The sequence below is a fragment of the Roseibium sp. genome (assembly GCF_048261595.1).
In the GTDB taxonomy this organism is placed as follows: Bacteria; Pseudomonadota; Alphaproteobacteria; order Rhizobiales; family Stappiaceae; genus Roseibium.
In genome coordinates this window covers 1,511,310-1,527,668 of record NZ_JBLXFW010000001.1, presented here as the reverse complement: position 1 = coordinate 1,527,668, position 16,359 = coordinate 1,511,310, and the positions used below count along the sequence as shown (strand labels likewise).

The following is a 16,359-nucleotide window of genomic DNA, read 5'->3' as shown; positions in this document are numbered from 1 at the left end:
GTTAACAGCCACAGGAAGGACGGAAGCACTAAAACGACGATGTTTCAGGGGCCAGACACCGGAAATCTGCCGGAAGTAATTAGCCGTGCAATCCGCCGAACTTGCTTTACGACCCATCCGTATTTTTTACTAGGATGTCAATCAGGGTTCAATAAAATGTGCTGATAATACAGTCACTTGGTTCCTGGGGGACAGACTGTGCAAGGGTCGATATATCAGAGAAGTATCGCCGTCATGCGCATGATGCGCGATTGGGTTCCGGGATTGCGGACCAGGTTCGTGCTTCTGATCGCCGGCCTGTTTCTGGCACTCGCCATGGTGATGATCATCGTCGCAAGCTACCTCGACCTTCAGGACGAGGAGAACCGCATCATCGAACACGCGAGATCCGTCGGCGCAACCGTCAGCCGTCTGGCGGTGCCACACCTCGTCAACCATCACTATCTGATCCTTGAACAGGAACTCGAAAGCATAGCTGGCAGCGGCATCGTAAGTTCCGTTCAAGTCTACGATCCCGGCCGGGCGATCACCGTGGATTCCAACCCTCAAACCACATACTTCGACGACATTCCGGTAGATGAGCTTCTGATCAGGGCGCTTGAGACAGGAACCGAAGTCAGCCGCGATGGTGAGCTTGCTGTCACGATGGCATTTCCCGTGCGCAGCGCTGACGGGGAGACAATTCTCGGGGCAGCGTTTGTGTCTGCCCCGCGCCCGGAGGCAGCCGGTGTGATCTGGGCAATCTGGCGCCGGAACACGACAATTGCCGTCGTTCTACTCGGGTTTTGCATACCCGTCGCCTTTCATTTCGGCAGTGGTTTTCTTCGCCCAATCAAGACGTTGACGCAGACGGCGCATTCGGTCAGCGCCGGAAACTTCGACGCACCTTTTCCGGTGGAACGGCGCGACGAGATTGGTGTCCTGGCGCGGGCCTATCGCGACATGGTCAGACGGATCCGGGACAATCTCGAAGAAATTCATCGTCTGGCCTATGTCGACAGTGTCACCCGGCTTCCGAACCGGGAGTTCTTCCGCCAGTACTGTCTCGCCCTAATGGCTGATAGCGATGTCACGCGCCAGAAAATGGCAGTGCTCTTTGTTGATCTCGACCGGTTCAAGCGGATCAACGATAGCTACGGCCACGACTGTGGCGATCGGCTCTTAAGGGAAATCGGAGAGCGCTTCGAACAGGCGGTGGGCGTCGGCCTTGCGAACCGGTCCAGGGCTCCCGCAACTGCGGCCGCTGATCAGGGTGATGGGCCGCTGGAACGGAATGCCAAGGTTGCGCGCCTTGGAGGTGACGAGTTTGCGGTTCTTGCTCCGGTAACGGACACGGGCGACGACATAAGGACGATCGCCAACAACTTGCTGCGCGCAGTTGAGAGGCCTTGCGAGGTCAATGGTCTGGCGTTGACTGTCGGGGCCAGCATCGGCGTGTCTGTCTATCCGGACGACGGAACGGACTTCACGGAAATCCTCAAGAATGCCGATATCGCCATGTATGCTGCGAAACGCGGAGGCGGCAATGGCCATCGCCTGTATTCCGAGATTGACAGCAACCATCATACGCACGAACGGCTCGTTCTGGAGGCAGAGCTGCGCACGGCGCTCCAGAATGGCGAAATCCGCGTTTTTTACCAGCCGAAGGTGAACTGCAAGACAGGGCAGCTCGTCGGTGCGGAAGCCCTGGCACGGTGGGAACACCCGTCACGTGGCCTTCTTGGACCGGGAGCATTTATAGATGTTGCTGAAGAAACGAGTCTGATCGTGCCGCTTGGCGAGGAAGTGCTGCGCATCGCGTGCCGTCAGGGACGCAGATGGCTTGACGAGGGCCTGGGGATCCCGCTTGCGGTGAATGTTTCAGTCCGCCAGTTCGAGCAGCCGGATTTCACCACTCGGGTTTTGGATGTCTTGTCAGAAACCGGGTTTCCTGCCGACATGCTCGAGCTGGAAGTGACCGAAAGCGTGGCAATGGCCAATCCGGACGGTCTGCATGAAACCATCAAGCCCTTGCGTGACACAGGCATCCGTTTTGCAATCGACGATTTCGGCACCGGCTATTCCAGTCTGGCCTACCTGCAGCAGCTGCCGTTTGACACCTTCAAGATTGACCGGAGCTTCATTGCCGGCCTCTGCGAAGAGGAAAGCAAGAGGGTGATTATTCAGACAATTCTGGCGATGGCCAGGAACCTTCAATTTGATGTCGTTGCAGAAGGGGTCGAAACCGAGGAGCAACAGAAGTTTCTCGGCGAAAATGGCTGTGCGACCGCGCAAGGGTTCCTTTTCGGCAGGCCGATGCCGGCGCGTACATTCGCTGCATGGCGTGATGTCTCCACCAAGGTCGGCCCTCAGCCCACCGGGAATGGTGCCGACTTGGTGGAACTCGGCCCTGAGCGGGTCGTTGCCTGAGCACTAGCAAGTCGCCTCAGCCGACACGCGTTCCGTCGCCGGTCGAATGGCAGGAAAATCAGCCTCAGTCAGGGTCTCGTGCTTGAGGAGGATGTCGACACCGGCATCAAGGTCCTGCTTGCGGGCAGTCAGGATCGTCTTTGCCTTGGTGAAGGCCGCCTCGACACGTGCCCGCACGGCAAGGTCGATTTCGCGAGCGGTTTCTTCCGACACTGCGTTCTCGTCGCCGAGAGGTTGTCCAAGGAAACTCTGACGCGGACCGGAGTAGACGCGGTTTCCAAGATCCGGGTCCATGCCGTAGCGAGCCACCATTTCGCGCGCGATTTCTGTCGCGCGCTGAAGGTCGTCCGATGCCCCCGTCGAAATCTCGCCAAAGACGACCTCCTCTGCAGCCCGTCCACCCATCAAAACCGCCATCCGATTGTCGAGATCACGCGTGGACAGCAGGAAACGGTCGTCGGTGGGACGCTGCATCGTATAGCCCAGTGCGCCGATGCCACGGGGAATGATGGACACCTTGTGCACCGGGTCGACGCCTTCAAGGTTTGCGGCGACGAGGGCATGTCCCATCTCATGATAGGCTACGGTGCGGCGCTCCTTGTCGGACAGGACGCGGCTTCGTTTCTCAAGGCCGGCAACGACCCGCTCGATGGCTTCTGTGAAATGGCCAAGATCCACTGATGACGCGTTTTTGCGCGTGGCCAGAAGCGCAGCTTCGTTCACCAGGGTCGCAAGGTCCGCTCCGGAGAAGCCGGCGGTCATTTGCGCAACCTGGTCGAGGTCTGTTCCGGGAGTGAGCAAGATCTTCTTCACATGAACGTTCAAGATGGCTCGGCGGCCGATCTTGTCGGGACGATCTACAAGAACCTGCCTGTCGAAACGCCCGGCGCGCAAGAGGGCAGGGTCCAGGATTTCCGGCCGGTTGGTTGCCGCCAGGAGAATGGTGCCGGTCGATGTGTCGAACCCGTCCAACTCGGTCAGCAGCTGGTTGAGCGTCTGTTCTTTCTCGTCGTTGGTCTGGATGGGATTGGCCCCACGAGCGCGGCCAAGGGCGTCCAGCTCGTCGATGAAAATGATTGCCGGAGCAGCTTTCCGGGCCTGTTCGAAAAGGTCCCGGACCCGGGCGGCGCCGACACCGACGAACATCTCGACGAATTCAGAGCCGGAGATCGAGAAGAAGGTCACGTTCGCCTCGCCGGCAACAGCACGGGCCAGCAGGGTCTTGCCGGTACCTGGAGGGCCGACCAGCAATATTCCTTTCGGGATTCTCGCGCCCAGCCGGCCGTAGCTCTGCGGATCCCGCAGGAAATCGACAACTTCCTGGAGTTCGCGCTTGGCTTCATCGACACCGGCAACATCATCGAAAGTCGTCTGGATGCCGGTTTCGACATAAACCTTCGCCTTAGACTTGCCGACGGTCATCATGCCGCCAAGGCCCTGCTTTTCCGCTATTCGGCGGATGAAGAACATCCAGAGCCCGAAGAGCAGGAGCATGGGGACGATCCAGGACAGGAGATCGCGCAGGAAGGTTGACTGGATGACGCCTGTGAACTTCACGTCATATTGCTGGAGCTGCTCCGCAAGGGGCATGTCGACGCGCGTCGTCACGAAGTACTGCTTGCCGCCTTCAAGGGGCTGGCGAAACTTCCCCTCGATCGTATTCTCCTTGACCGCGATCTCTTCGATCTTGCGTTCTTGAAGAAAGCGCTCGAATTCGCTGTAAGGGATCGTCTCGATGGTTTTGTAGCTGACCCACCAGCTTTGAAACAGCAGCAGGAGGAAAAAAGCGCCGGCGGCGTACCAGATGTTGATTTGCTGTTTCTTGTCCATCGAACCCAAGCTTCCAATAAAAATAAGCTTGGCGATTTGATCGTTTCCCTCCACCGGCTGTCAATGCGCGAAGGCCTTGGAAGAATACCTATGTCGCTGCGGCAGATTTGCGGCGGGTGCGCTTGGTCCGTTTGTTCCGGAAGGATGAGGCGCTTGTCCGGGCCAGATAGATAACAGGCAGAAGACCGACAATGACGATCGCGAGTGAGGGCAGGGCAGCCTCCTCGAATGCCTCACGCGAGGCAGCTTCGAAAACAGTCGTGGCAAGGGTTTCGAAGTTGAATGGGCGCAGCAGGATTGTTGCCGGCAGTTCCTTCATGCAATCGACAAAGGTAAGAAGCAGCGCCGACAGAAGAACCGGCCGCAGCAGCGGCAAGTGGATCTGTCCGAGTGTGGTCGTCGCGTTTCGCCCGAGCGTCCTCGCAGCCATGTCGAGATGAGGGGAAATCTTGCCGAAACCTCCCTCCACTTGGCCATAGGATACGGCAAGGAACCGGACCATATAGGCATAGACGAGACCCGCTCCGCTCCCAAGCAGCAGAAGCCCGGTTCCAAATCCGAAGGCGGATTTCATCTGCGCGTCGATAAAGTTGTCGAGCGCAGCCATAGGAATAAGGATCCCGACGGCGAGGACCGTTCCTGGGATGGCGTAGCCGACGGCGGCAAACCTGACGCCGAGCTTGAGCGCCGGGCTCGGCTTCAGGCGTAGCGCATAGGCCAGCGCGAGACTGACCGCCACGGTCAACAGGCCAGCAACTGCCGCAAGGCTGAGGCTGTTCCAGATCGCGATCAGGAAGCGTTCCTGGAACACGCTGTCGAGGCGCCGGCTTGCCAGGTCTGCGAGTAAGGTTGCCGGAATGACGAAGCCGAGAAGTATTGGCACCGCGCAAAGAGCGATTGCCGCGCCAGCCTTCCAGCCACGAAGCTGGAACCGGGCGGGTTGGCGATGCTTGCTGTGGCCGCTGTGGAAGCGCTGCTTGCGACGGCCGAAGCGTTCAATCCACAAAAGCGCAAATACCATCGCCAGCATGGCAAGGGCGAGTTGTGCCGCGCCTTCCAGGTTCGAGCGGTTCAGCCAGGTGTCATAGACTGAGAAGGTCAGGGTCTTCACGCCGAAGAAAGTGACGGCACCGATGTCGTTGAGACATTCCATGAGGGCGAGTGACACGCCAACGGCCGCGGCGGGGCGGGCCAGGGGTAGGGCAATCGTGAAGAACAGGCGCCAGGGCGTTGCTCCAAGCGTCCGGGAAACATCGAGCGTTGCTGCTGACTGGATGAGGAAGCTCGCCCGGGTCGTCAGGTAGACGTAAGGGTAGAGCACAACGCTCATGACGAAGATTGCGCCGCCAAGAGAGCGGATCTCTGGGAACCAGTAGTCGCGTGATGTCTTGAAGCCGAAGAGCGACCGGATGGTTGTCTGGACGGGGCCGGTATAGTCGAGGACCTCGACATATGAAAAGGCGATGATGTAGGTCGGCACTGCCAGCGGCACCAGAAGCGCCCAGTCGAAGAACCGCTGCCCGGGAAAGCGGCACATCGTCGTCAGCCAAGCAGTTCCGATCCCGGCAACGGTCGTGGCCAATCCCACGCCTGCCATCAGGATCAGCGTTGTCACCAGCGAGCGTGGCAGCACAGTGCTTAAGAGGTGTCCCCATATGTCTCCGGACGGGCGCAGCGAAATCCAGAGGATCGCCGCAAGCGGGAGGAGAACGAGGACGGCGACAGCCAGCGAGCCGACTTGCCAGAGGCGCTCGGCCGAGGTCATGTGGGGCTTTCGCTGCACCTGGTTTGTCTCTCCTGCAACGCGACGCGGATTTTGCCCTTGTTAGCTCTACTGCGCCGGAAATGCAAAAGGCGCCGCAAGCTTGCGGCGCCTTGATCATGATGAACTATTGATGCGTTACGAAGCAGGGCCTTCGTCGAAACCAACGCGGTCAACCATTTCGCTCGCGGCCTTGCGGTAATTGGCCACATCGGCCAGCGGCAGCGTGTCCGGCTTGAGCGTGCCCCAGGAGGCAACGCGTTCGGAGACAGTCACACCCGGAGTGACCGGATACTCGAAATTGGTTTCGGCATAGATCGCCTGTGCATCGTGAGACGTCAGGAATTCGATCAGCTTCACAGCGTTATCGCGGTTCGGCGCATTCTTGGCCATGACAACACCGGACAGGTTCACGTGGCTGCCGCGGTCATCGCTGTTCGGGAACAGGATCTTCACGGAAGCCGCCCAGTCCTTCTGCTCAGGCTCTTTCTCGTTCGTCTCCATCGCACCCATGTAGTAGGTGTTGCCGATGGAAATGTCGCACTCGCCGGCAAAGATCGACTTGACCTGCGCACGGTCGTTGCCGGTCGGCTTGCGGGCGAGGTTGTCGCGAACGGCGGCCAGCCACTCTTCGGCTTTTTCTTCGCCGTGATGAGCGATCATCGAGGCGATCAGGCCGAGCGTATAGTCGTGCTGGCCCGAGCGGGTGCAGATGCGGCCACGCCATTTCGGATCGGCGAGTTCCTCATAGGTGATGGTGTCCTGTTCGACACGTTCCTTCGAGGCGTAAATGATACGTGCGCGGCTGGTCAGACCAATCCAGTTGCCTTCCGGATCGCGGAACTCGGCCGGGATGTTGGCGGAGACAACGTCGGATGAAATCGGCGCGGTGATCCCGAGCTGCTTCGCACCGTCAAGGCGACCGATGTCGACCGTGAGCATGACGTCTGCAGGAGAGTTCTCACCCTCAGCTGCAATGCGCTCGCCAAGACCCTTGTCCGAGAAGACCACGTTGGTCTTGATGCCGGTTTCCTTGGTGAAAGCGTCGAGTAGTGGCTGGATAAGGAACGGTTGGCGGTAAGAGTAGATGTTGACTTCGCCGTCGGCGAGGGCAGGCGTGCCAGCAGCGACGCCGGAGGCAAGAAGAGCCAGACCCGCAACAGCGCGAGTGTAATGTTTCATCGTTCATACTCCCGTTTTTCGGACCCGTTCGATCCGTCATTGGCTTTTATCGAGTGCGCGGAATATGATTGGGCGTCGATAACAAGTCAATGAATTCAATAGTTTAGAATTATTCAAAGAAGTTGACTGTAAAACTCCGAAATTGTGCGAAAAAGTTTAGTGAAAACAGCAACTTTTACAGATTCCAGAACCATCACTCATCAACCCGGAAAACGCGCCGGTCACGCAATGTTCACAAGAACGTTATCGCATGCGCGTGATTGTCCCGTGGCGATACGCGGGGTGAACCATGTCGTCTCGAATGAGGCCCTCAGGCCGGATTATTCCGCGAGCACTCTTTGTGAGGGGAAGCGAATTTCAACGAGCGTGCCCTGGTCAGGCGTGGAGTCGATATGGAAGCCCGCGCGATTTGCCTCGACCAAGGCCTTGGTCAGCGGCAGGCCAAGGCCGGTACCACCGCCATGTCGTGCGGTATGGACCTGACGGAAGGGTTCCAGGGCAGCAGCCAGATCCTTGGCGCTCATGCCTGTGCCCGTGTCGCGAACGCGAAGCACCACTTCCCCGCTATCCTCGAGCGACGACGACACGATCACCTGTCCGCCCGACTTGTTGAACTTGATGGCGTTGGACAACAGGTTCAGGACGATCTGGCGAAGCGAGCGCTGATCGGCGACGACGCTCGGAACAGAATCCGGCAAGCTGGCGCGGATGATGACGCGTTCACGGTTCGCCTGCGGTTGCATCAGCGCGACGCATTCATTGATGACGTCATTGGCCGATACTGCCGAGAAGCGGAGATCCATCTTTCCGGCTTCGATCTTCGACAGGTCGAGAAGGTCGTTGATGAGGCTCATGATGTGCGAGCCGGACGTGCGAATGTCTCGCAGGTATTCCTTGTACCGCTCATTGCCGATCGCACCGAAACGTTCTTCCATCATGACTTCGGAGAAGCCGATGATCGCGTTGAGCGGCGTGCGGATCTCGTGGCTGATCTTGGCCAGGAAGTCGGACTTCTGTGAACTGGCGTTTTCTGCCTGGCGCTTGGCCTGGGTCAATTCTTCTTCGGCGGTCTTCCACTGGGTGATGTCACGCAGCACCGCGCAGAATTTTGCGTCGTCGCTCGGTGACGAAACCCGGCCGATGGTCATGAACAGCGGAATCAGCCCACCCGAGGCAACGCGGCCGAGAACTTCGCGGCCGTCATTCAGGATGCTTGCGACGCCGTTGCGCGAAAGGCCGTCGAGGTAGTCCGCTGCCGCCCGGTGGCTCTCAGGGGCGAGGAAATCCGTCAGCGGGGCACCTTCCATGTCAGACCGGCTGGCCCCGAACAGGGCTTCGGCGGATCGGTTGACCTTGGTGATGGAACCGTGGCGATCGAGGACGAGTACGCCATCTGTGGCCGTCTCGAGAATGGTATCGAGTTCCGCGATCCGGTCTTCGGCCTGCTTCAGCGCGTCGGACTTGGGTGCTTCAAATTCGGCGACGGTTTTCGCTGCATCCTTTCGGGGTGCGGCAGGAGTGCGTTCGGTGAAGGAAATCATAAGGCCGCGGCCGCCGTTCCATGGCACCGAATGCATGCGCGCATCCACACAGCGGACACCGCCACCGGCGACACGCACCTTGAGTGTATCGTCGACGGTCCCTTCCATGCCATCGGCATCTGGAAGCGGTTCGTCTTCTTCTTCAACGAAGACCGCTTCGAGGCCGCCTGCCTCTGCAAGTGCCTTCAGCGAACCGTAGCCGAGAAGATCGAGCAGTGTGTCGTTTGCATAGAGAACGTCGCGGTCATGTGCGATGGCAATGCCGATCGGCAGGCGATCCAGGAGACCCGGGTCGATCGGGCCGGCTTCGGGCAAGGGATCGACTTTTTCCAGTTCCCGGTTCAGTTCCTCATCGAGGTCGCCATCATCCATGTCGCCTTCGAGGCGTGCACCAAGCGCCTCGGCAATCTTTCGGAAAGCGGCTTTTTCCGGCTTCGACAGCCGCGAGGTGTCGACCGGAACCAGATGCGGTTTGCGGTTGATTGAAACGACCTTGCCATCATCGCCGAAATCACGGTGTTCCACGACCTCTGCCGCGCCATCCGGCACAGTGTTGTCGTTCTGACCTTCAACGATGCTGAGCTGGGGGGCGGAAGTTCCTGTCTCCTCTTCGCGGAACGCAACCGTTTCTTCGAAAAACTCACGCTCGTCGTCCGCATGGTCGGAAACGGTGTCCAAGAGTGCCCCGTCGGCGACTTCGTCTGGCACTTCGTCGTTCGTCTCCTCTGACGCTGTCTCGACAACATCCGTAACGGACTTGTCTGTTTCAGCGCCTGAAGCGGCTTCGGCTTCGTTGACGAGATCTTCCAGGTCGATCTGACCGTCATCGTCACTGCCATCCGTGGTAGCGAGCGCCGATGCGGTCTTGTCTTGGATCGCTGGCGATGCGTGCGCATCCTCGGTGGGAGTTGGATTTTGATCCGGCTTCGACTTGCGGCCAAAGTCGCGGGCAAGGCTCTTGACGGCGGTCTCGATCTCTTGCGGGTGCAGGGGAGCGTTGCCGGAGATACCGGTCAGTTCCTCTGATCGATCAGCTGCCTGGTCGAGCGCAGCAGCAATGGCTGCATCGGCCTCATCGCCGTTCGGCTCGCCGGACTTGTCGCCAGCTTCGGATGTCTTGGCCTCGTTGGCTGGCAGGTTCGGTGTTACCGCAATCTCCGGCTTGTTGGCGGCAAACCTCTTGCCGAAGGGCAGGCTGCCAAGCAGGGCGGCGGTGCTCGCGCCCAGCAGTGTCTTGCCCTCCAGCGGAGCCTTCGGCGCCGGGGTCAGATCGATGGTCACGGACGATGGCGCAGTCGCCTCGACACCCGTCTCACCACTATTGTCTTGAACAGTTTGCTCTTCGACGGGCTCTTCGGGAAGGTCGGACGTTCCCTCGGTCAGGACATCGGTTTCGTCGCTGTCATCTGGTGCAGAGAGGTTCTCATCTACAGAGCTATCGGAATTTTCCGCGTGATCACCGAACGGTTCCGAAAGCCCCTCTTCAGGGAGGGGTGCGGCCTCTTTTGCCAGCTCTTCATTTTCACCGGTCTCACCGGCGATTTCTTCTCTCGTCTCGTCGTCAGCCTCTAGCGATGGCTCGCTGAGAGAGGGCTCCTGGTTATCGTGCCCGATCGTCGAAAGACGCTCTGTCATGAGCGGTGCAAGGGGATCATCGATCGCGTCGGCCGTACGGCAAACGCCAAAGCCCCGATAGCCTTCGAATTCACGGTCGCGGTCAAATGCGGGAAGTGCTGCCATGTCGACGGGGACGCGTAAGGCCTCTCCGGTGACCGGCCAGTCGACCGTCTTGCCGCTCCACGTGTCGCGCCGCTGCAGGGCACGAGAAATACTTCCCGTAATGTCGAGGTCGAATTGTTCGGCTACCTCTGACCACGTCATTCCGACAACGTCCGCAGCTTCCGGGCCGAGCGTTTCCGCGAATTCGTCCGAGATGAACGTGAAGCGCTGGTCTATATCCATCTTCCAGGCAAAGCGGACAGGCCGGCGGCGATATACGAAGTGAAAATCGTTGGCTTCGCTGGTTGCAGCGGTGCCTCGAGCACGGGCCAATGGTGGGACGTTCAATATGCCCGCTTCAGCCGGTTCGCTGCCGTCCGGACCGAGGCCGTCGTCCTCTTCATCGCCGAACCCGCCGGCATCATCTACCGGAGATTCCGCCAGATCCTGCGCACGTGTCCATTGGCTTCCCTGATCTTCGCCGTCGCCTGCATCTTGCTCTGAAACGCCGTCGGCATTCAGAGCAACAGGCTGATCATCCGAAGGGGACAAATCCCCACTGTCTTCCGAGGGTATGATTGTCTCGTCGGCAATCTCGTGATCCGTATCGGCATCATCTGAAGCGGCGGGCGCTGCGAGCACAGTCGGTGTTTCCGTGCGCTCGACACTTACGTTGTGGTCAGCATCAGCCAGACCGTTGGCATCATCGCCGACGCCGTCCTGAGACGCCGCCAGATCGTCTGTGGCAAGCGGCAGGTTCTCCAGCACGATGATCCGCGACTTGGAGGAAACCTGTGCGACTGCGCCCTCATGCAGATCTTTGCCGAGAGCAATCGGCCCGAACAAGCCCATCTGGCCGTCGGGAAGCTCAAGCCACTCCGGAGTGCCCTCCAGCTTGCCGTCGGTCTTCGAAAGGTTGCCTTCCTTAAGCAGGAAGGCGGTGTGATCCTCATCGCAGATCAGGTGGAGGAAGGCACCAAGAGGATCTTTGCCGAATTCAAGCCCCTTGTCGCCACATACGATAAGGGCGGCATCCTGACCGCCGGCAAGGTTTATGCGGCGGCACTGACACGTGAGTAGCATGACGCGCAGGCCGCGGTAGAATCGCAAACGGTCGATCGTTGCACGATCCGTCGCGCCTTCCGTTGCTATGCGTGCGATATGGGGACGGGCAGGTGAGCGGCTCAAGCCATCAAGCTGGGACAGCCCGCTCCAGTTCCGGACCGAAAAGAAGCTCGCTCCGGCTGCATTGGCCCAGAGGATGCGTGTACCGTCAGCAGACCAGACCCAGGCGGCGCGAGGGTCTGCGCACAGTCCCTCCAGCTCCGGCGCTGCACTGAGCTCCATGAATGTCTGCAGGCGGTTGTCCATCGTCAAACTCCGAGACGGTCTGCGTCGCAAATCCGAATTGTGCCCGATGCCCGTAAGGACCTGGTAAACATCCTGTTAATACCGGTTCTGAGCTTGAGCGTCCATGTAAACGGCGCGTCCTATCCCCGTTCCGTGAAGGCGTGGTTAACTGGCCTTGTCAGATTTGCCGTATCCCGTATGGCGTGTTACGAATTTTTGCCAAGATCAAACGTTGTGCCTTTACCTTGGCCTGTGTTTCAGTTGTGAGGAAATTCTCCATGGCAAATGACAAGAATGGTTTCGAGATCCCGGATCAGATGCGTGACTTTGCCGAAAAGAGCGTCGATCAGGCGCGCAAGGCTTTCGACGATTTCATGAATGTCACCCAGAAGGCGGTCGAGACGGCCGAGGATTCGGCCTCGATCGTGCAAACTGGGGCCACGGACGTCAATCGCAAGACCCTGTCCTTCGCCGAGGAGCATATGGACGCCGCCTTCCAGTTTGCCCAGAAACTCGTTCGCGCCAAGGATGTCGAGGAGATGATGGGGCTGCAGCAGGACTATTTGCGAAAGCAGATGGAATCCCTGGGAGAGCAGGCTCGCGAACTCTCCAATACGGCGACCAAGACAGCGCAGGATGCTGCCAAGGCTGCGAAGAAGAGCTAAGCGCCGCAGTCGCGGCGAGGGAACATGTGACAGGCGCCGGCGATTGTCGGCGCCTTTTTGTTTTATTGCAGTGCGCTGGGTGAGAAACGTAGGGTCTGCCTGACAATTTTTTGTTGTGCACTGCAAAATAATATTGCAATGCAGCAGAGGTCGTCCTATATTGAGATTGCGGATGACGACAGGCCGGACAGAACCTCCCACTGACCGGCCACTTAAAGTCAATGATGATCGCATCCGACCAAAAAGGAGATGACATCATGAGTGAGACGACAACCGCAGCGAAGGCTGCGCCCAAGGCGCGTGCAACCAAGTCGACCAAGTCGGCTGCAGCAAGCCCGTTTGCAGATTTCGAGGCATTTTCCATGCCCAATATGGAAGTACCGGCCATGTTCCGTGAAGCAACTGAAAAGAGCATCGACAGCGCGCGTGAAGCCTATGCAAAGGTGAAGACCGCTGCCGAAGATGCAACCGACCTGATCGAAGATACGTTCGAAACCTCCCGTCAGGGCGCCGTCGAGTTCAACCACAAGGCAGTCGACGCTGCTAAGATCAACACCGACGCCACCTTCTCCTTCATCAAGGACCTGATGGCTGTGAAGACGCTTGCCGAAGCGATCGAACTTCAGTCGACCTTCGCACGCCAGCAGTTCGACACCTTCTCCGCTCAGGCGAAGGACATGCAGGAATTTGCGACCAAGCTGAGCACCGACGTGACGGCTCCGGTCAAGGACGCCTTTGAAAAGTCCTTCAAGGAATTCAAGGCCGCCTGACCTGGCGCGGACCTGGTACCGGCCCGCATTCCGGTAACGCGAAATCAGACACTCCGGAGCCCCGTGTTCCGGAGTGTTTTTTGTTGTTAGCGCGCGAAAACGCGGGTTCCTCTTGATTTTTGCACAGGGGAACCGGCGTGGGTGAAAAAGCTCTTCCTCGGCGAAATTCCCGCTTGTGGACAGTCGGAAAGCGCTATAGAAGACGCCCTTGCAATCGGCGGCCATCCTCCATATGGTCCGCGCCACTTCGACACGAAACGTGTCGCGACATGCAGACGTAGCTCAGTTGGTTAGAGCGTCGGATTGTGGCTCCGAAGGTCGGTGGTTCGAATCCACCCGTCTGTACCATTTCCCAAATCGAAAAAAGCATCACGCCTTACCGGCGATTGACTTCACGCGTGCGGAGTTCAGTTTTGCCGCAATGCCGTCAGGGTCGAATGCCGTCTTGAACGTGAAGGCATGAGGCGTCGCGCCATGGTCGAACAGGTGTTCGAGGCGCTCGACCGCTTCCGCCCAATTCGGTTTGTGACTGCTTGGAACCCACCAAATCACGTAGCCCGGCCAATCGATTGCCGGAATGTTCCATTCCCGACCGCGTTTATAGGCAGCGCCGTGGGGACCGTGATAAGTCGCAGCCGCCAGGGATTCCATATCCTGCCAGAGCGATAGCGTGGACGGAGCAAAACCGTCTCCGTTGTCGGTCCAGAAGCGGGGAAATACCTGTTTGCCCCATGTCTCAGGGCCCGGGTCGCTATCATAGCCGGACCGGGCTATGAAGCCTGGCGACGCTTCGAGATGCGCCGCGACCGAAGGTTCGATGTCGAAGAAGCTCTGGATCGCGGGTGACTCTGCGCGGTTGAGAAACTGACCGAAGGTATAGGCTGCCAGAACGAAATCCGTCATCGTTCGTTGCTGAAAATTGTCGACATTTACACCTCTTGCGATAAAAATTGTATGCAATTACACACGCTGACAGCGCGCGCACGAAGAGAGTACCCGCCAACGCCTGTACTTGTGAAATGCAAGGACGGTTCAAATCGGAAATCTTCGAGCAAGTGTTGCAGGATGACACGAACGGAAGGTCCGGAGGACATTCGATGGAAGACATCAGCCTGATCTCGCTTGGCATGCTGGCCGTGGCGCTCCTGGCCACGGGACTCGTGGCGGGAATTATCGCCGGACTTCTGGGTGTGGGCGGAGGCATCGTCATTGTGCCGGTGCTCTATTACATGTTCAACGCCCTGGGTATTGACCAATCGGTACTGATGCATGTGGCCGTCGGAACGTCACTGGCGACCATTCTGGCCACCGGTACTTCGTCTGCCCGCGCACACTGGAAACGGGGCGGGGTGGATGTCGATCTCCTGAAGCGTTGGTGGTGGGCGATCGCGCTCGGTGTCATTGCTGGCGCCTCGCTTGCCGGCAACATTTCTGGTGGCACGCTGACATTGGTCTTCGGCGTGGTCGCCCTTGCGGTGTCGGCTAACATGCTGCTGCGCAAGGACGGGGCGGCACTGGCCGACAAGCTCCCCGGAACTCCGATCAAGGAGGCCATCGGCTTCGTGATCGGCGGCATTTCCGTCATGATGGGCATTGGCGGGGGAACGCTGGGCGTGCCGATCCTGACCCTTTTCAACTATCCGATCCGCAAGGCAGTTGGCACTGCTGCTGCCATCGGACTGATTATTGCTGTCCCCGGCACGTTGATGTCGATCTGGTTCGGACTTGGCGTCGAGGGGCGTCCGCCGTTCTCGCTTGGCTACGTGAACCTGGTCGGTTTCCTTCTGATCATTCCGGCATCCGTCTATTCCGCACCGCTCGGTGCGAAGATTGCCCATGCCATCGACCCGTCCAAGTTGAAGCTTGTCTTCGCCTTGTTCCTGGGCTTCACCGGTGTTCGGATGATCTACGACTTCATGATGTAGGGCGTCAGGACCTCCGGTGAATGGGTCGATCACGCATTTTCATTGGTGGATCGACGCAATCTGGTCCATGTTCGGTCCTCTGCCTGTAGAGGCGCCACGTCTGTGGCGCCTTTGCGTCTTTCCGGGCCAACTTTCATTTCGAGATACTGCGCCGTCTGACATGATCAGATGCGCGGCCAGAGGAACCAATGTCCGAGCGCACTTCCGCCACGCTCACCTATGCCGGCTGCATCAAGGGCGCACGGCTCTGTCTGCCTCTCATGCCAGGGACAATCGCCTTCGGCGCCGTTTTCGGCACGGTCACGGCTCAGAAGGGACTGACGTTCCTAGAGACCCTGCTGATCAATTCATTCGTCTTCGCCGGCGCTTCCCAGTTCGTTGCGATGGAGGTCTATTCCGCGCCGATCACGTGGGGTGTTGTTCTGGCGATGACGGGTGTCGTTGCCGCGGTCAACATGCGCATGCTGCTGATCGGTGCCAGCCTTCGCCCGTGGCTTGGTAGCGTGCCGGGCAAGCAGACCTATCCTGCCTTGTTCTTTCTGACCGATATCAACTGGCTGCTTGCATTGCGTGAATACGACAAGGGGGAGCGTGACTGGGGCGTTTTTCTAGGCAGCGGATTATTTATCTGGTGCGTCTGGTCGCTTGCGGTCATGCCGGGATACTTCTTTGGCAGTCTGGTCAGCGACCCGAAAGCCTGGGGCCTGGACGTCGTCATGCCCGCGTTTTTCATCGCGCTTCTGGTTCCACTCTGGAAAGGGCGCCGCCAGACATTGAGCTGGACGATTGCCGGAGGGATTGCCGTCCTGACCTGGTACGAGTTCGGAGGCTACTGGGGGATTCTGACCGGCGCGGTCAGCGGAGCGCTGGCGGGGGCATTCTTCGATGATTGAGAACAGCTTTTCTGCCGACGGTTTGTTCGTTGCCGCCGTCCTCTCCATGACGCTCGTAACCTACACCATGCGCGCCGGAGGTTACTGGGTGATGGGGCGTGTCCCTTTGACACCGCGTGTTCGCCGTGCGCTGGAATCCCTTCCCGGTGCGATCATCGTTTCGACCATCCTGCCGATCGCTTTGGAGGGCGGCCTGCCGGTTGCCGTCTGTCTCGTGGTGTCGGGAGCGGTCATGGCGCTGGTTCGAAAGGATATCGTTGCGGTGTTCTGTGCGGTCGTTGCCGCAGCTGCCATCCGGGCCTACGGATTTTAG

The 16,359-nt window shown here is 58.9% G+C and carries 12 protein-coding genes and 1 tRNA gene; 7 read left to right on the top strand and 6 right to left on the bottom strand.

Annotated elements, in window-relative coordinates:
* Window positions 1–141: 141 nt before the first annotated feature.
* Window positions 142–504: a hypothetical protein gene (locus tag ACN0SY_RS06855; protein ID WP_417685651.1), complete on the bottom strand. Its 363-nt coding sequence runs from the start codon at window positions 502–504 to the stop codon at window positions 142–144.
* Window positions 505–657: 153 nt separating this feature from the next.
* On the opposite strand from ACN0SY_RS06855, the gene ACN0SY_RS06850 reads away from it, so the two are divergent.
* Window positions 658–2,409 carry an EAL domain-containing protein gene (locus ACN0SY_RS06850; protein WP_417685649.1) on the top strand — a complete coding sequence of 584 codons (1,752 nt, stop codon included), beginning with the start codon at window positions 658–660 and terminating at the stop codon, window positions 2,407–2,409.
* A gap of 3 nt (window positions 2,410–2,412) precedes the next feature.
* On the opposite strand, the gene ftsH is transcribed toward ACN0SY_RS06850, so the two are convergent.
* The 4 genes from ftsH to ACN0SY_RS06830 form a co-directional block, all read right to left on the bottom strand.
* Window positions 2,413–4,239 (bottom strand): ATP-dependent zinc metalloprotease FtsH, encoded by a 1,827-nt coding sequence (gene ftsH / locus ACN0SY_RS06845; RefSeq protein WP_417685647.1) that lies wholly within the window; start codon window positions 4,237–4,239, stop codon window positions 2,413–2,415.
* A gap of 88 nt (window positions 4,240–4,327) precedes the next feature.
* Entirely contained in the window at window positions 4,328–6,004 is a 1,677-nt protein-coding gene (locus ACN0SY_RS06840; protein WP_417685907.1) for an ABC transporter permease, read from the bottom strand.
* Window positions 6,005–6,139: 135 nt separating this feature from the next.
* Entirely contained in the window at window positions 6,140–7,183 is a 1,044-nt protein-coding gene (locus ACN0SY_RS06835) for a Fe(3+) ABC transporter substrate-binding protein (RefSeq protein WP_417685646.1), read from the bottom strand.
* 320 nt (window positions 7,184–7,503) lie between these two features.
* Window positions 7,504–11,814 (bottom strand): ATP-binding protein, encoded by a 4,311-nt coding sequence (locus ACN0SY_RS06830; protein WP_417685644.1) that lies wholly within the window; start codon window positions 11,812–11,814, stop codon window positions 7,504–7,506.
* Between the two features lie 257 nt (window positions 11,815–12,071).
* Between ACN0SY_RS06830 and ACN0SY_RS06825 the strand changes: the two genes are divergently transcribed.
* From ACN0SY_RS06825 to ACN0SY_RS06815, 3 genes are all read left to right on the top strand, one after another.
* Window positions 12,072–12,458, top strand: coding sequence for a phasin (locus ACN0SY_RS06825; protein WP_417685642.1), 387 nt, complete (start codon window positions 12,072–12,074; stop codon window positions 12,456–12,458).
* A gap of 257 nt (window positions 12,459–12,715) precedes the next feature.
* Window positions 12,716–13,228 (top strand): phasin, encoded by a 513-nt coding sequence (locus tag ACN0SY_RS06820; protein WP_417685640.1) that lies wholly within the window; start codon window positions 12,716–12,718, stop codon window positions 13,226–13,228.
* Between the two features lie 271 nt (window positions 13,229–13,499).
* Window positions 13,500–13,576 (top strand) — tRNA-His (locus ACN0SY_RS06815).
* Window positions 13,577–13,597: 21 nt separating this feature from the next.
* Here the strand turns inward: ACN0SY_RS06815 and ACN0SY_RS06810 are convergent.
* On the bottom strand, window positions 13,598–14,131 hold the full coding sequence (locus ACN0SY_RS06810; RefSeq protein WP_417685639.1) for a DUF3291 domain-containing protein: 534 nt from the start codon (window positions 14,129–14,131) through the stop codon (window positions 13,598–13,600).
* 194 nt (window positions 14,132–14,325) lie between these two features.
* Here ACN0SY_RS06810 and ACN0SY_RS06805 point away from each other — a divergent pair, with 194 nt between their 5' ends.
* The 3 genes from ACN0SY_RS06805 to ACN0SY_RS06795 all read left to right on the top strand — a co-directional run bounded on the left by ACN0SY_RS06805 (window position 14,326) and on the right by ACN0SY_RS06795 (window position 16,359).
* A complete protein-coding gene (locus ACN0SY_RS06805) occupies window positions 14,326–15,153 on the top strand; it encodes a sulfite exporter TauE/SafE family protein (protein WP_417685638.1) in 828 nt (275 codons plus the stop codon).
* Between the two features lie 188 nt (window positions 15,154–15,341).
* Entirely contained in the window at window positions 15,342–16,046 is a 705-nt protein-coding gene (locus ACN0SY_RS06800) for an AzlC family ABC transporter permease (protein WP_417685637.1), read from the top strand.
* Entirely contained in the window at window positions 16,039–16,359 is a 321-nt protein-coding gene (locus ACN0SY_RS06795; protein WP_417685636.1) for an AzlD family protein, read from the top strand. The genes ACN0SY_RS06800 and ACN0SY_RS06795 overlap by 8 nt, the downstream gene beginning before the upstream one ends.

What these genes read in the sequence shown, in the direction of transcription:
- ACN0SY_RS06805 (WP_417685638.1), top strand. Translation starts at nt 14,326, where the DNA reads ATGGAAGACATCAGCCTGATCTCGCTTGGCATGCTGGCCGTGGCGCTC.
- ACN0SY_RS06840 (WP_417685907.1), bottom strand. Translation starts at nt 6,004, where the DNA reads ATGACCTCGGCCGAGCGCCTCTGGCAAGTCGGCTCGCTGGCTGTCGCC.
- ftsH (WP_417685647.1), bottom strand. Translation starts at nt 4,239, where the DNA reads ATGGACAAGAAACAGCAAATCAACATCTGGTACGCCGCCGGCGCTTTT.
- ACN0SY_RS06820 (WP_417685640.1), top strand. Translation starts at nt 12,716, where the DNA reads ATGAGTGAGACGACAACCGCAGCGAAGGCTGCGCCCAAGGCGCGTGCA.
- ACN0SY_RS06825 (WP_417685642.1), top strand. Translation starts at nt 12,072, where the DNA reads ATGGCAAATGACAAGAATGGTTTCGAGATCCCGGATCAGATGCGTGAC.
- ACN0SY_RS06810 (WP_417685639.1), bottom strand. Translation starts at nt 14,131, where the DNA reads ATGACGGATTTCGTTCTGGCAGCCTATACCTTCGGTCAGTTTCTCAAC.
- ACN0SY_RS06795 (WP_417685636.1), top strand. Translation starts at nt 16,039, where the DNA reads ATGATTGAGAACAGCTTTTCTGCCGACGGTTTGTTCGTTGCCGCCGTC.
- ACN0SY_RS06835 (WP_417685646.1), bottom strand. Translation starts at nt 7,183, where the DNA reads ATGAAACATTACACTCGCGCTGTTGCGGGTCTGGCTCTTCTTGCCTCC.
- ACN0SY_RS06800 (WP_417685637.1), top strand. Translation starts at nt 15,342, where the DNA reads ATGTCCGAGCGCACTTCCGCCACGCTCACCTATGCCGGCTGCATCAAG.
- ACN0SY_RS06830 (WP_417685644.1), bottom strand. Translation starts at nt 11,814, where the DNA reads ATGGACAACCGCCTGCAGACATTCATGGAGCTCAGTGCAGCGCCGGAG.